The organism is Collinsella sp. AF28-5AC (genome assembly GCF_003457875.1).
Classification (GTDB): domain Bacteria; phylum Actinomycetota; class Coriobacteriia; order Coriobacteriales; family Coriobacteriaceae; genus Collinsella.
Map to the genome: position 1 here is coordinate 17,647 of NZ_QRTA01000002.1, position 13,881 is coordinate 31,527.

The 13,881-nt window shown below is 59.7% G+C and carries 16 protein-coding genes and 2 tRNA genes; 12 read left to right on the top strand and 6 right to left on the bottom strand.

Annotated features, from left to right (window positions below):
* Positions 1–89 precede the first annotated feature (89 nt).
* The 6 genes from larC (at position 90) to DWZ01_RS01990 (ending at position 5,519) form a co-directional block, all read left to right on the top strand.
* Positions 90–575 (top strand): nickel insertion protein, encoded by a 486-nt coding sequence (larC, locus tag DWZ01_RS01965; protein WP_117769946.1) that lies wholly within the window; start codon positions 90–92, stop codon positions 573–575.
* 73 nt (positions 576–648) lie between these two features.
* Positions 649–1,197, top strand: coding sequence for a phosphodiesterase (gene yfcE / locus DWZ01_RS01970; protein WP_117769945.1), 549 nt, complete (start codon positions 649–651; stop codon positions 1,195–1,197).
* A 2-nt stretch (positions 1,198–1,199) separates the two neighbouring features.
* On the top strand, positions 1,200–2,060 hold the full coding sequence (mazG, locus tag DWZ01_RS01975) for a nucleoside triphosphate pyrophosphohydrolase (protein ID WP_117769944.1): 861 nt from the start codon (positions 1,200–1,202) through the stop codon (positions 2,058–2,060).
* Positions 2,061–2,249: 189 nt separating this feature from the next.
* Positions 2,250–3,539: a phosphopyruvate hydratase gene (eno, locus tag DWZ01_RS01980; RefSeq protein WP_117564903.1), complete on the top strand. Its 1,290-nt coding sequence runs from the start codon at positions 2,250–2,252 to the stop codon at positions 3,537–3,539.
* A 196-nt stretch (positions 3,540–3,735) separates the two neighbouring features.
* Positions 3,736–4,497 (top strand): hypothetical protein, encoded by a 762-nt coding sequence (locus tag DWZ01_RS10880; protein ID WP_233506155.1) that lies wholly within the window; start codon positions 3,736–3,738, stop codon positions 4,495–4,497.
* Between the two features lie 20 nt (positions 4,498–4,517).
* Positions 4,518–5,519 carry a hypothetical protein gene (locus tag DWZ01_RS01990; RefSeq protein ID WP_117847847.1) on the top strand — a complete coding sequence of 334 codons (1,002 nt, stop codon included), beginning with the start codon at positions 4,518–4,520 and terminating at the stop codon, positions 5,517–5,519.
* Between the two features lie 145 nt (positions 5,520–5,664).
* On the opposite strand, the gene DWZ01_RS01995 is transcribed toward DWZ01_RS01990, so the two are convergent.
* Positions 5,665–6,966 (bottom strand): ATP-binding protein, encoded by a 1,302-nt coding sequence (locus tag DWZ01_RS01995; protein WP_117847849.1) that lies wholly within the window; start codon positions 6,964–6,966, stop codon positions 5,665–5,667.
* Positions 6,967–7,406: 440 nt separating this feature from the next.
* Positions 7,407–7,507, bottom strand: a tRNA-OTHER gene (locus DWZ01_RS02000).
* Positions 7,508–7,632: 125 nt separating this feature from the next.
* On the opposite strand from DWZ01_RS02000, the gene DWZ01_RS02005 reads away from it, so the two are divergent.
* The 6 genes from DWZ01_RS02005 (at position 7,633) to DWZ01_RS02030 (ending at position 11,473) form a co-directional block, all read left to right on the top strand.
* Positions 7,633–8,886: a site-specific integrase gene (locus tag DWZ01_RS02005; RefSeq protein WP_158556974.1), complete on the top strand. Its 1,254-nt coding sequence runs from the start codon at positions 7,633–7,635 to the stop codon at positions 8,884–8,886.
* A gap of 233 nt (positions 8,887–9,119) precedes the next feature.
* Complete coding sequence (locus tag DWZ01_RS02010) at positions 9,120–9,329, top strand: helix-turn-helix domain-containing protein (protein WP_117847852.1); 210 nt, start codon at positions 9,120–9,122, stop codon at positions 9,327–9,329.
* Positions 9,330–9,339: 10 nt separating this feature from the next.
* On the top strand, positions 9,340–9,693 hold the full coding sequence (locus DWZ01_RS02015) for a hypothetical protein (protein ID WP_117847853.1): 354 nt from the start codon (positions 9,340–9,342) through the stop codon (positions 9,691–9,693).
* Positions 9,686–10,480 carry a hypothetical protein gene (locus DWZ01_RS02020; protein ID WP_147332608.1) on the top strand — a complete coding sequence of 265 codons (795 nt, stop codon included), beginning with the start codon at positions 9,686–9,688 and terminating at the stop codon, positions 10,478–10,480. Before DWZ01_RS02015 ends, DWZ01_RS02020 begins: the two co-directional genes overlap by 8 nt.
* Positions 10,477–10,782 carry a hypothetical protein gene (locus DWZ01_RS02025; RefSeq protein WP_117847857.1) on the top strand — a complete coding sequence of 102 codons (306 nt, stop codon included), beginning with the start codon at positions 10,477–10,479 and terminating at the stop codon, positions 10,780–10,782. The genes DWZ01_RS02020 and DWZ01_RS02025 overlap by 4 nt, the downstream gene beginning before the upstream one ends.
* 400 nt (positions 10,783–11,182) lie before the next feature.
* Positions 11,183–11,473, top strand: a complete 291-nt coding sequence (locus DWZ01_RS02030; protein WP_147332609.1) for a hypothetical protein — start codon at positions 11,183–11,185, stop codon at positions 11,471–11,473.
* A gap of 80 nt (positions 11,474–11,553) precedes the next feature.
* Here the strand turns inward: DWZ01_RS02030 and DWZ01_RS02035 are convergent, their stop codons facing one another.
* The 4 genes from DWZ01_RS02035 to DWZ01_RS02050 all read right to left on the bottom strand — a co-directional run bounded on the left by DWZ01_RS02035 (position 11,554) and on the right by DWZ01_RS02050 (position 13,782).
* The gene (locus DWZ01_RS02035; protein WP_117847860.1) at positions 11,554–12,300 is read right to left on the bottom strand and encodes a hypothetical protein; all 747 of its coding nucleotides are present in this window, start codon (positions 12,298–12,300) and stop codon (positions 11,554–11,556) included.
* A 318-nt stretch (positions 12,301–12,618) separates the two neighbouring features.
* A complete protein-coding gene (locus DWZ01_RS02040; protein ID WP_117847861.1) occupies positions 12,619–12,897 on the bottom strand; it encodes a hypothetical protein in 279 nt (92 codons plus the stop codon).
* 145 nt (positions 12,898–13,042) lie between these two features.
* A tRNA-Leu gene (locus DWZ01_RS02045) sits at positions 13,043–13,127 on the bottom strand.
* A gap of 31 nt (positions 13,128–13,158) precedes the next feature.
* Entirely contained in the window at positions 13,159–13,782 is a 624-nt protein-coding gene (locus DWZ01_RS02050) for a hypothetical protein (protein WP_006235902.1), read from the bottom strand.
* Between the last annotated feature and the right edge of the window lie 99 nt (positions 13,783–13,881).

Sequence of the window (13,881 nt, forward strand, 5' to 3'; positions counted from 1 at the left end):
CTCATCACGCGCCGTCACACTCGCGCAGCCTGCGATGTGCTAGCGTTTGGGTGAACAAAACGAGCCCGCGCGGAAAGGATCCAGACCGTATGCAATGCGATAGCACATCCCCGCTGTCTCGCGAGACTGATGCGCCCGAAACTATCGTCAAACTGGAGTGCGACATCGATGATGCGTCGCCCGAGGTGCTTGCCTACGCTGCCGATTGCCTGCGCAAGGCCGGCGCCCGCGAGGTGCATTGGTTGCCGCTTTACTGCAAAAAGGGCCGCCCCGGCTGGCAGCTGCAGGTAATCTGCTCGCACGATGATATCGAGCGCTTGCAGACGATTATCTTTTTGGAGACCACGACCAACGCCATTCGTCGCCAGGTGATGGAACGCGTTTGCCTGCCACGCCGCTTTGAGCGCGTAACGACGCCATGGGGCGAGGTATCCGTTAAGGTGGCGACCCTGCCCGACGGCAGCGAGCGCGCGGCTCCCGAGTACGAGGATTGCGCCCGTCTTGCCCGCGAACATGGCGTGCCGCTCCAACGCGTGATGCAGGCGGCTCAGAGCGCGGCACTGCGATTCGAGTAACACGGTAGATGGGCTCCGCATCCGCCGGATCCCGTATTCAGCCCCCATCAACCCCATTCGAAAGGATCTCCCCATGAAATACCTCATCGCTTCCGACATCCACGGCTCGGCATACTGGACCGAGCGCCTCTGCGCCGCCATTGAGTCCGAGCAGCCCGACCGCATCGTCCTGCTGGGCGACCTGCTTTATCACGGTCCGCGCAACGACCTGCCGCGCGACTATGCTCCCAAGCGCGTGATTCCGCTGCTCAACGCCCTAGCCGACCGCATCATCGCGGTGCGCGGCAACTGCGACGCTGAGGTCGACCAGATGGTCCTCGACTTCCCCGTCATGGCCGACTACGCCACGCTGTTTGACGAGACCGGCCGCGAGCTGTTCCTGACGCACGGCTATGTCTTTGGCGCCGGCATGCACAACAGCGTCGACCACGCGCCCGCGCTGCCCGAGGGCTCCGCGCTCGTCTACGGCCACACGCACATCAAGGTCAACGAGGAAAGCGCCGCGCACCCGGGCCTGTGGCTCTTCAACCCCGGCAGCGTGAGCATCCCCAAGGACGGCTCGCACAGCTACGGCATCTACGAGGGCGGCGCGTTCCGCCACGTGATCCTGGAGGAGGACTAACCATGGCGCAGCATATGGCTCAGCAAAATGCCGAGGGCTCGCGCGATCTGCCCACGCTGATAGACGCGTCGGCCGAGCTGCAGCATCTGGTGCAGACCATCTGGCGTCTGCGTCAGCCCGATGGCTGCCCGTGGGACCGCGAGCAGACGCACCGCAGCATCGGCAAGAACATGATCGAGGAGGCCTACGAGGCGCTCGACTGCATCGAGGCGGACGACGCGGTTCACCTGCGCGAGGAACTGGGTGACGTGCTCATGCAGGTCGTGCTGCATGCGCAGATTGCTGCCGACGCCGGCGAGTTTACGCTGGCCGACGTGGCGCGCGATATCGACGCCAAGCTCATTCGCCGCCACCCGCACGTGTTTGGCGATGCGGATGCCGAGAGCTCCGACGAGGTGCTCAAGATTTGGGACGAGGTCAAGCTTGCCGAGAAAGCCGCCAAGGACAAGGCCGTGGCGGCGGGCGAGGCCGCGCCCGAGGGTCTGCTCGATGGCGTGCCCACGCATCTGCCGGCGTTGATGCAGGCGCAGAAGGTGTCACGCAAGGCGGCCGCCGTAGGCTTTGAGTGGGAGACGGTCCAGGACGTGTGGGACGAGGTTGCCGAGGAGCGTGCCGAGTTTGAGGCCGAGGCCCCTGGCTCGCCCGAGCGCGAAATGGAGTTTGGCGATCTGCTCTTTGCCCTGGTCAACGTCGCGCGCAAAGAGGGGATCGACGCCGAGAGCGCCCTGCGCGCCAGCACGGCAAAGTTCCGCCGTCGCTGGGCCGCGATGGAGCAGATGGCGTCCGACGCCCACGTGGATCTTGCCGAGCTTTCGACCCACGACCTCAACGACCTGTGGGATGCCGCAAAGGCGGAGGAGTAAGACTGCGGGAACGACGGGCTGACATGCCTCATCGTTCCCGCTAAATTTTTCGAAAATCAAGTGTATCCCTCGGCTAACTTAGGGCATAATGCAAAAAGTGCGACATGGCTAACTTACGGAGACGCACCGATGGTGCACGGTCAGCCGGTCGCTTGCATCCACTACGTTTCCAAGTGAGAGGGAGACAACATGAGCGATATTTTGGACGTCTACGGTCGCGAGGTGCTCGACAGCCGCGGCAATCCCACCGTCGAGGTCGAGGTCGTGCTCGAGGACGGCAGCTTTGGCCGCGCAATGGTGCCTTCGGGTGCTTCGACCGGCGCCTTTGAGGCCTGCGAGCTGCGCGATGGCGACAAGGGCCGCTACCTGGGCAAGGGCGTTTCGCAGGCCGTCGAGCACGTCAACAACGAGTGCGCTAACGCCGTCGTGGGCCTCGATGCCTTCGACCAGCGCGCCGTCGATGCCGCGCTGATTGCCGCGGACGGTACTCCCAACAAGACCAAGCTCGGTGCCAACGCCATCCTGGGCGTGTCGCTGGCTGTTGCCCGCGCCGCTGCCGAGTCGGCGGGCCTGTCGCTGTACCAGTACCTGGGCGGCGTCAACGCCCACCTGCTGCCCACACCTATGATGAATATCCTCAACGGCGGCGTGCATGCCGACAACAACGTTGACTTCCAGGAGTTCATGATCATGCCGGTGGGTGCTCCGAGCTTTGCCGAGGGCCTGCGCTGGTGCGCCGAGGTCTACCACACCCTCAAGGGCGTGCTGCACGAGGCCGGCCTGGGCGGCGGCGTGGGCGACGAGGGCGGCTTTGCCCCCAACCTTAAGACCAATGCCGAGCCGTTCGAGTACATCACCAAGGCCGTCGAGAAGGCTGGCTTTAAGCCCGGCGTCGACTTCATGTACGCCATGGACCCGGCCTCGACCGAGTTCTACAACGCCGAGACCGGCATGTACGAGCTCAAGGGCGAGGGCGTGGAGTACACGAGCGCCCAGATGGTTGATTACTGGGAGAAGCTCGTCGACACCTATCCCATCATCTCCATCGAGGACGGCATGGCCGAGGAGGACTGGGACGGCTGGGTCGAGCTTACCCGCCGCATTGGCAACAAGGTGCAGCTGGTGGGCGACGACCTGTTCGTCACCAACACCGAGCGCCTCAAGAAGGGCATTGAGCTGGGCGCCGCCAACGCGATCCTGGTCAAGGTCAACCAGATCGGCACGCTCACCGAGTCGCTCGAGGCCATCGAGACCGCCAAGGAGGCCGGCTACGCCTGCATCGTGAGCCACCGTTCCGGCGAGACCGAGGACTCCACGATCGCCGACCTGGTCGTGGGCGTCAACGCCGGCCAGATCAAGTCGGGTGCCCCGTGCCGCAGCGACCGTATCGCCAAGTACAACCAGCTCATCCGCATCGAGGACGAGCTCGAGGGCAGCGCGCGCTACGCCGGCAAGGCCGCGTTCTACAACATTCGCTAGGCACGCGGAGGTCGCGGGGGCGGGGAAGACTCGGATTCGCCTTGCTCCAGCCGGGCGCGGTTGAGCACCATTGGGCGCTGGGCCATACGGCTCAGCGCCTTTTTTATGTCGAGCAAAGGCTGGCGAAGGCGGTGCGCGCGCTCGTGCTATAACTAGAATACTTAGCGCAAACAAACCTCAACCGCACAAGGCGCACATGGATCAGATTTACGACAACAGGTACTATTCCGCCGGTTCGCGTGAGCCGTCGCCTCGCCGTGCGCGCACGGTGCAGCTCGGTGGGTCCGCCTACGCCGGCGCCGACCGCTCCATGCAACGCCCGACAAGTACCTCGCGCCCCAATGCTCAAGTGAATACTTCGACAGATGGACCAGTGCGCCCGGCACGTTCGTCGCATGCGTCGCGTCCCTCGGCCCAGACGCACGACAGGTCGAGCAGGCCCTCGAACCGTTTTTCGGGCTCGGACTTTATGCACTACGCCAACGACAACGCGGTGGTCAAGGCGATCTACGACTTTACCCATGGTCCTCAGCGAGGGCTATTCATCGGCATCGTCGTTGCTCTGGTGCTCGTGAGCCTGTATTTCCCCGTGCGCGATCTGTACGTGGCAAAGCGTTCGAGCGATATCTTGGCCAAGCAGGTCGAGATTCGTCAGCAATACAATGATGAGCTGCAAAAAAGCGTCGACAAGCTGCTCTCGGAGGAGGGTATCAAGGACGCGGCATCCGAGGACTTGGGCCTGGTGATGCCAGGCGAGAAGAGGATTGAAGTGCAGGGCCTGGACGACGATTCGGATTCGTCTTCGAGCAAGAAGTCGTCGAACGCCAAGAAGGCCAGCGAAGTTGCCAAGGAAATCGAAGAAGTCGGTAAGGACGCCCCGTGGTATATCCAGGCGCTCGACATGCTGTTTGGGTTTAACGGTGTCGAGGGCCAGACGGTCGTGTCCAACGGCGAGTAGCGCCCGGAGGGGAACCCGCAATGGCAGATTGCAAACGATATAAGGTGGCGGCGATCGATCTGGGAACGGTGTCGTCGCGACTGGTGTTGGCCCAGGTCGAGGGCGGGGCGATCGTGGGATCGTCCAAGCATACCGAGATTACCGACCTGGGCGAGGGTGTGGACGCGACGGGTCGCTTTTGCGAGGCGGCTGTCGAGCGTGTGCTCGCTGCGTGTCGCATGTTTGTGGACGAGGCGCGTGCCTTTGGGGCCGCGTGCATTTGCACCACATGCACGAGCGCCGCGCGCGATGCATCCAATGCCGCACTGCTGCTGGACGGTCTGCGTGAGCTGGGGCTCGAACCGCAGGTGATTCCGGGCGAGGTCGAGGCGCGCCTGACGTTTTTTGGCGTGGCGCACGACTTTGCCGGCGAGCGCATCATTGTTGCCGATTCGGGCGGCGGATCCACGGAGCTCGCGACGGGCGTCTATGCGCCGGAGCGTGGGGTCTTTGCGCTGGAGGGCACGCGTTCGCTGGACATCGGTTGTCGCCGTGTGACGGAGCGATTTTTCTCGGCACTGCCGCCCGCACGCGGCGAGCTTACTGCCGCTGCCGCGTGGGCGGGCGAGCAGTTCGCTGCCTATTTTGAGGGCCTGCCGAGCAATTTTGAGCGCGCCGAACGCTTGGTCGCAGTGGGTGGCACCGTCACCACACTCGTGGCGCTCGTTCATGAGCTGGAACCGTACGATTCGAGCTTTGTGCACCTGCGCGAGCTTTCGCTGGATCAGGTTTCGGCCGCTATCGAGCGCATGTCTGCGTTGGATGCGGACGGCATCGCCGCTCTACCGGGTGTACAGTCCAAACGCGCGGGCGTGATCTTGGCTGGTGCCGTGGTAATCCGCGAGCTTATGCGAGCCGGCGGCTACAAGACGCTCACTGTAAGCGAGAACAGCTTACTCGCCGGCATGGCCGCCACCATCAACGAGGCTCTCGACGGTGCGACCCCCACCATCTCCTGGACCCCCAGCCTCAGCGCCCTCTAAATAAGTTGCGGTGAAATACGGACTAAAATCGCCCTTTCGGGCACCAAACAGTCCCTATTCCACCGCAACTCAACAGCCGGCACCTGGGGACGTTCCTTTTCTGCCGGCACCTGGGGACAGTCCTTGCGGGGCGTCCCCATGGCGCCTATGCCAGCTTGTCGATTTGCCCAATCTCCCAAAGCGGAATATTGATGAGCATGCCCTCGTCTCTATATGCCGCCAGGGAGCTCCTCACGCAACGCTCGAGTTTGAATTTTTCGCAGGCTATTTTCAGACTCTTCGCTTTAAGGTTCTCTGCCGCCTTGACCTCAAGCGGAAGCACGGTTCCCGCATGGTCGATGGCAAAGTCGGTTTCGGCATTGCCGGAGGTAGAGGACCAATACGCGGGAGTTTTGTCCTGGAGCAAAAGCTCCTGCGCGACGTATTGTTCGGTCAGCGAACCTTTGAACTCGGTAAAAACAGCGGATCCGTTAAGAACGATGGCCGGAGAGAGACCGGAGAGCGCTCCGAGGATGCCGGTGTCGATGCAGAACAGTTTGAAGCCCGAGAGGTCTTCGTAGCTCGAGAGCGGCGCCTTTAGAGCGGAAACACGTGGCACCTTATGAACGATTCCGTAGTCCGTGAGCCACTGGAGGCTTTCCTCGAAATCGCGTGCGCGCGCTCCGGGACGAAGGGCGCCATAGACAAACTTCTTGTTCTCCTTTGCAAGCTGGCCGGGAAGGGATTTCCAAACCAACCTCATGCGCTCGACGATGCGGGCGGGTGCATGTTTGCCAAAATCGGATTCGTAAGCCTCGATGATTTGCTGTTGAAGCCTTCGGGCTTCGATGAAGTCGCGTGTCTCGGCGAAAGTGGAGACAACTTCGGGCATACCGCCGACAACAAGGTATTCCTTGAGCAAGCGCTCGAGCTTTTCGGTAACGTTTGCCAGAAGGTTCATGTCTGCGGCAAGGATGGCATCGGCGAGCGGGTTGCCGTCGACGGCACGAACGAACTCGGCAAACCCCATGGGACGCATGGTGAGCTGGTCGATTTTGCCGACGGGAAATGACTCGTTTTCGCGTCGGAGCGCGAGGCCCATATAGGAACCGGCTGCCACGATGTGGTATTCGGGTGCAAGTTCGTTGAAGTACTTGAGTGAGGTGATCCCGCGTGGCGCCTCTTGGATCTCGTCGAAGATGATGAGCGTGTCTGCCGGCGTTACGGTTTGGCCACGTAGGAGTTCTATCTGGGAGATGATGCGCTTGGGGTCGAGGTCCCCATCGAACAGCGAGCGTGTGCTCGGCTCGAGCATAAAGTCAAAACGAATGACATTTCGATACTGCTGGCTTGCGAATTCGTTAAGAAGCCAAGTCTTTCCTGTCTGGCGGGCTCCCCTAAGCAAGAGAGGTTTGCGATTCGCCCTTGATTTCCAAGCGATAAGTTCACTCATAAGCTGTCGCTGCATATTGCCTCCCAACCCTCTCGGCTAGTATAAGGCCATTTGGTCGTTTCCATCGGAAAATGTGCGAGACAACCACGTTTTTCCATCGGAAAATGTGCGAGACAGCCACGTTTTTCCATCGGAAAATGTGTAAATACCAACCTAAGTTGCGGTGGAATAGTTCCTAAATGGGCTGATAAACTGCCAAAACAGGAACTATTCCACCGCAACTTAGAGCCCCGCCGGCGTGTAAAAGAAACGAGCCCGCATCCCTTGGGGACACGGGCTCGAAAGCTCCATATGGTAGGGGCGGTGGGACGTCCGCGCATTTGCTGCGCAAATACGCACCGGCTTCGGACGCTGCGCGTCCGCTTAACGCTCGCCCCCTCGCGGGTTCGAGTCCCACCGGCATCTAAAAGAAGCGAGCCCGCATCCCTGAGGAACACGGGCTCGAAAGCTCCATATGGTAGGGGCGGTGGGACTCGAACCCACAATCCTTGCGGCGAGAGATTTTAAGTCTCTTTACCGCTCATATAGCTGTTTGCTACCGTTCGCCAACATCCCTTTAAAATAGCAGGTACATCGCTTATCGCTCTATCACCTTATGGCTATAATAGTCATGGTTTGTCATTGTTTCAATGAGATTCGGTACCGAGTGAGGTACCAATGGTACCGAGGTGGAGGCTTCTCATGAGGACGTACACGGCTGCATATGTGCAGAAGCGCAAGGACAGCGATGCATTTCGCGCGTTTGTTGACTTCTATGAGGAGGACGGCAAGAGGCACAAGAAGTCCAAGACGCTCAAGGCCAAGACCAAGCGTGAGGCGAACCGAGAGGCCGAGGACTGGCTCAGGGAGCTTGAGCGTCAAGAGTTGGAAAGCGATGAAACCCCAGAGGCCGTCAAAGCTGCCAACATGCTTGTTCCGGATTATGTTGAATCCTTCATCGATATTTGGGAACAGGGAAAGTCGATTGAACCGTCAACCGTGAAGGGCTATCGATCCACGGCTAAGTACATCCGTTACGGCTACCCCAAGGGCAATGTGAAGGGCTTCGCAAAGGTCAAGGTTAAAGACCTCAAGAAAAAGCAGGTTGAGGAGTGGAGCGCAGGCCTTACCGCAAGCGGCCTAACCTATTCGCCCGTCAAGAAAGCCCTTGGGCTGCTCAAGCAGGTTATGACCCAAGCCGTCTATAACGAGGTGATAGTCGTCAATCCCTGCAACGGGGTCAAGCCTCCCAAGAAGTCCAAGAAGAACGAGGGCATCAACGCCCTGACCGCCAAAGGACTCCGCGATACGCTCAGCATCCTTGCATCGCTAGAGCAGACTCCCGTAACAGTCGGTGCTCGCATTGCACTGTTCACTGGCATGCGAGAGGGCGAGATTTGCGGACTCAAGTGGAAAGACGTCGACCTTGAGAACAAAACTCTATGGGTTAGGGGCGCAATTGGTCGAGCTATCGGCGGCACTTATGAGAAGAACGCCAAGACGGATAGGGTCAGGGATATATGCTTGTCCGATAGTCTCATTGACATTCTTAGAAAATGGCTTGAGGTTCAACAGACGGAGTTCCATGAGTTCGGGCGCACTGTCGGCGCTGGCGACTACGTTCTCGGAGATTTGGACGGATACCTGAGTCCTGATACCTTGAGTAAGGGTTGGAGCGCTATTGCCAAGGCAGTTGGTGTGAAGGGAACAGAGAGTCGCATACCTACGTTCCACGACCTGCGCCATACGTGGGCAACGCGCTACCTTGCCGAAGGCGGGGACGTCAAGACCGCCTCAAGCGTCCTAGGGCACGCAAACGCCGCTATCACGCTCAACACGTACGCGAGCGCTGACCCCGATGCAAAGCGCCGTAGCGCGCTTCTTACGGAGGCGATTGCGGGCGGTCAAGTTGCGCCCAAGAGCAGCATCCTAGAGCTGACGGGCACGGACAACTAAGGGCGTTATTGCTCTCAAGCCAACAGAGTAAATGTGAAGGTCGTGAGGAGCCGATTGCTTCTCGCGGCCTTATTTTTTTAGGGCGGTTTTGCTGGGTGTGAAATACGTTTTATGGCGTTTAACTGCGGAAACGATACGTGCTGCTAGTTCCTCACTGGTGTTAGTCTTTCCTCACGTGAAGCTTCACAACCGCATACAAACGGGCTGAGCGCCCATGACCGAAAGGTGGCCCAATGGCTAAGCAGAAAACGAGGAAACCCATTCGTCCCATCACTGAGGAGAACATCAACGACCCCGCGACCATCGAGGAGTTCGCCGCATATCTGCGGTTGAGCTACAGCACTGTCTATCGCATGGTGCGCGATGGGCAGCTCAGGGCAGTTCGTATCCGCGAGCAGTGGCGTATCAACGTCCCCGAGTCGCTAAAGATGCTCGGATACTAAGGTGGCCCTCATGGCAAACAACACTAAGGCGGTCGTTGAGCTGTCGCTGGGAGCCGACCCGCTAGAGGCCGCGAAAGTCGGCTGTCTCAACGGCGCGACCCTATGCAACGCCGACATTTACGGCATGGGGACGTTCGGGCTTGGCATGGAGCGCGAACAGGCGCTCCTGTCCGCTGAGGACGTTGACGGGGACTGCATCCTGCGCATTGCCGCGCCCGACAGCGGACGTGAGCTTGAGGTCCGCTGCTCTGACTGGCTTGCCGACAGGGTCGAACTCATGAATGCCGAACTCAAGCGGCGCGGAAGGCTCGCGAGGAAGGCGGCAGACCCCATGAGGCTTGTGGCAGCTGATGCCCATGAATAGTGAGCTGAGGGCCGGGTATCGCGCCGAGGTGGAGCGCAAGGGCAGGGCGCTGAAGGCGATGCGCGAGGCCCGCGGGGTCCGCTCTGATAAAGGGCCTTGCGCGTTCGACAAGGTTCAGCTCAAAGACTGGTATACGTCCCTTCAAATCGCGAACGAGGAATGGCGCTGCGCATACGTCACGGCAATGGTTGACTATTGGTTCACGGGCGTCACCCCGGACTATCTCGATGACATTCCGAAAGCGTATTTCAACGCGAACTTCGAGAGGCTCAGCGATGCCAGAAGGCAGTCCTTCGCAAAGAGCGATACCGGAGAGGACTCAAGCCTAGAGGCATGGGTTGACGGTCGCAACGGCACCATTCCCGCTGATGGCGAGGGGGTACCCAACCCCGTACCAGACCCCGTTCCCAGCCCCGTACCCAACCCCGTACCAGATGGGGTTCAGCCCTTACATAGCTATAAGCTACCAACTACTAGCCATGAGCCACAAGCCATTAGCCATGGCCCTACAAGGCCATTGGCTAATGGCAAGAGGACTACGGGCTACGGAACGAACGGCAGCGAATCGCTTTTCGAGACGGGCGTTGCTTGGTTCCACGTCCCTTGCCCGAAGTGCGGGGAAGTGGCAAAGGAGCCTGTCGGGTTCATCGATGGCATGGGCCAAATTCTCGTTAAATGTCCGAACTGCGGAGTACAAACATACGGAAAACCGCCCGAGGAATATGAGGTCGAGCGTTGTTTCCCCGAACCTTCGATCCTGAAGTGCAAAGAGGAAAATAAGCAATGAGAAAGACTGACCAGATGACGCTTGCCGTCAACGCCGCCCTCACGGTCGAGGAGTACGGCAGGGAGGCGCTTGAGGCGGGGACCGTGGCCTACGCCGGGGACGGCGCTCTCGTCTACGAACCCGGAGACTCGGGGGTCTACGACCTGACGACCGAGAGCGGCAGGAGGGCATGGAAGGCCAACGCCCCCGAGGGCGTGACGAGGACCGTTATCGAGGACGGCGAGCCGTGGTTCGATTCGGTCGTTGGCATGTTCTCCGAACGGCTCGCGGACTGGATGGAAGGGCGGGGCGCGACCCTCTAGAAAGGCGCGGCGCGGGAGGTAGGGCCGCGCCGACAGCGCCCCGCTGCTCGGGACAGAAATTGCTGCTTGAATCGTAGCATATTTTTAAGTACCGCTGCCGCTGAGGGGGTTAGTATATAACTGCCCAGCGTGACGCGCCTGCCGTGACTGACGCATATGCGATGACCTGCGGATATGCCGTCTAAGGCTCTCAGATGCTCTTTTTAAGCTTTAGAACGGACACGGTGCCTAAGTTACTCACGCCAGATGCCAGACGGCCCTTATCGGCTGTCCCCGCGGCTCTCAGGGGCATTTCCGAATAGCCGACCGATTCGCTCTTGGGGTGGTTCCGATACTGAGGCGGGGAGAGATTAGCCCGACGCTGGCGCAGTTCAGGCTCTACTGGTTCGTGGCGCTCGACATGGAGCGGCAGAAAACGCGGCGAAAGATAGACCTCATGCGCCCCGAGGGAGACCCGAGGAGGGAGAGGGCGCTCTACTGCATGGGGAGGCAGGAGGAGGTACTGGACCGCGCCTACGCCGACATGCGCGAGATGGCCCCGACAGTCGGCGAGAGGGCGGTCGAGGTCATAACTGCCCACTACCTAGAGGGCGAGGACTGGCATGACCTGAGCGCGAGGATCGGCATAGCCTACGACAAGTGCAAGAAGATAGCGTACAGGGCGTTCAGGGAATACGACGCCGCGACATAGAGAAGGCCGCAGGGGAGCGAACCCTTGCGGCCTTTTTGTTTTCGTTCTCCGGGCGCGGTTTATAGCCTGCGCCCTGCCCTCTAGTTCCTCACCGAGTACCGCTTGCCGCAGTGGTTGCAAAGGTACTCGCGCTTTCCCTTCCTGCCCATCGCGGCACCGACCACCATGCCCTCAAGGCGGAACAGTTCGGCGCCAATGAGCGCCTTTCCAGCGCTCGTGGACTTCGACGTGTTGTTCAGGAACGTTACGTCGGTTGAGTCGCACTTGGGGCAGCGGAGTCCGGCCTTGCGCTGGGCCTTCTTCACCTTCTCGGGGGTCGTGTCGAGCGCTGCACGGTTGAGTTCTGCGTTCGAGTGTGCAGGGGCGTAGCCCTTTTCGGCGCTTGACCCAAGGGGCTGGGGCGTTACGTTCTTACGGCGGTCTCGTTCGTATTTCACTTCTCTGTGAATCTTACTGATTGTCTCGTCTACCTTCTCACCGGATTGTGCGGTGAGCGCGTACAGGCTGTTAAGCTCTGTCACCGTCATGCCGTTAGGCCTTTTGGCGTTGTAGACGAGAAGCAGGTCGTTTAGCTCCTTGCTACGGGGCATCCGATACGGAGCAGGGTCGGTTGTCTGCTTCGGCTTCGTCTCCGAAGTGTTATCCGTTGTCCTTTTATTTTGGAATGGCAACGTGAAGAAGTCGACGGCTACAACAACTATGAACAAAGAGCTGACAAGCCCAACTGGGTCGTTCAACATAGTGAGTACCGTTACGTGGTGTGCAAAGATGTACCAGCAAGCTGGGAAAACCAGCACCCAGAGAATCGGTCTAATCTTATCCATCATGCTGAACTCCTGTTCGCAATCGATCCGGTAACGGATTTGGTCGCCATTGGGCACTTCAACGCGCTGCCACTGTGCCCAATGCGTCCGATAAGCCTTTTTGTTTTCGCGCGTCCCCGAGGGGCTTAGTAGCGCCCATGCCGGGGCGCTGGCACCTGTCCGGTGGGGTCGGGCGCTGCCCGCCTACTTTGCGAGCAGGAACCTGAGGACGACAATCGGGAGAATGACCGGGGCGAGGACAATCCCGAGCAGGTAAATCCAAAGCGTGCCCTTCATGGCTATCGACCTTCCTTTCCTGTTGCGATAGCGGTTGACTCGATTCTAGTCCTCACTGGACGTGAACGGGACGTGTTCGCCCCGCCTCTCCATGCCGCTCAGCTCCATCTGCTCATTTGCGTACACGGCTATGAGTTCGCGGCGGTGTGAGTTGCACCTGCGGTAGGCGTCGCGGATGCCGTTGAGCCGCACCGTGTTGAGCGCCAGATGCTCGGCCCATCCAACGAGGTCCCGCCTGTCCTCGGGGCTTAGCTCGCGGTAGCTAGCCAACAGCTTGCGTTCGTCCTCAGTCAGTGGGGTCCTCTTGTTGTGTCTCTTGCTCATGCCCAGTCCTTTCACTCGATTTGGGGCGTGAAGGTGATTCCTGAGCTGATTCGGTACCAGATTCGGTACCAATGGTACCGAGAACGAAACTGAAACAAAAAGCAGCCCAGAGTGATTAGATGCTCTGAGCTGCCATTTCGTCATATGGTAGGGGCGGTGGGACTCGAACCCACAATCCTTGCGGCGAGAGATTTTAAGTCTCCTGCGTATGCCAATTCCGCCACGCCCCCGTGAGACTAGAAGTCTAGCACAAGCCGTCCGTTACGCGTTGACGGCCATCGAGTGTTGGCCCGACTTCTCCAGGAACTCCTGGAACTTGGCTTCGTCGCCCTTGTTCTGGTACTGCAGGGCTAGCAGGTACTCCAAGCGGCAGCGCTTGACCGGGTCGTCGCCGACATCCTCGAGCATGCGCTCCAGCTCGGGAATGTCGTTGTGGCGCTTGAGGATCATCGTGTCGTACATCAGCTGACACTCGTGCGCAACTGCCTCGGCCTGACCGCCCTCAAAGCCCTTGATCTCGTGCAACAGCTCTTTGGACTTTTTGCGGTCCTCCTGGCCAACATAGTAGTTAAAGGCCTTAATCACCAAGTCGACGCGCTGCATCTTGGGGAGGTTGAGTCCCAGCAGTAGGTCGAACATCTCGCTGGCGCGCTCGTGGTCCTCGCGCAGCAGATAGGAGTTCAGACGCAGGTAGTCGCGGTTGTAGCGCGGGTACAGCATGCTGGTGAGTTTGCCGTCGAGCAAACGATCGAACTCGTCCCACTGCTTGGCAGCCATAAGCTGCTGCAGGCGCTTAAACGTGGTGCGTTTTTTGACGCTAAAGAACACCGACACGGCGATGCAGATGATAACGACGGCGGTCCAGAGGGTGCGGGAATCGGGCATATTAGGGTCCTTAGTCGCTCATAAAGCGAGCGGTATGACAACACGTACTAGATGTATTATACGCAGCGCGCAAGCAAACTGGCATAAAAGCTCATCGAG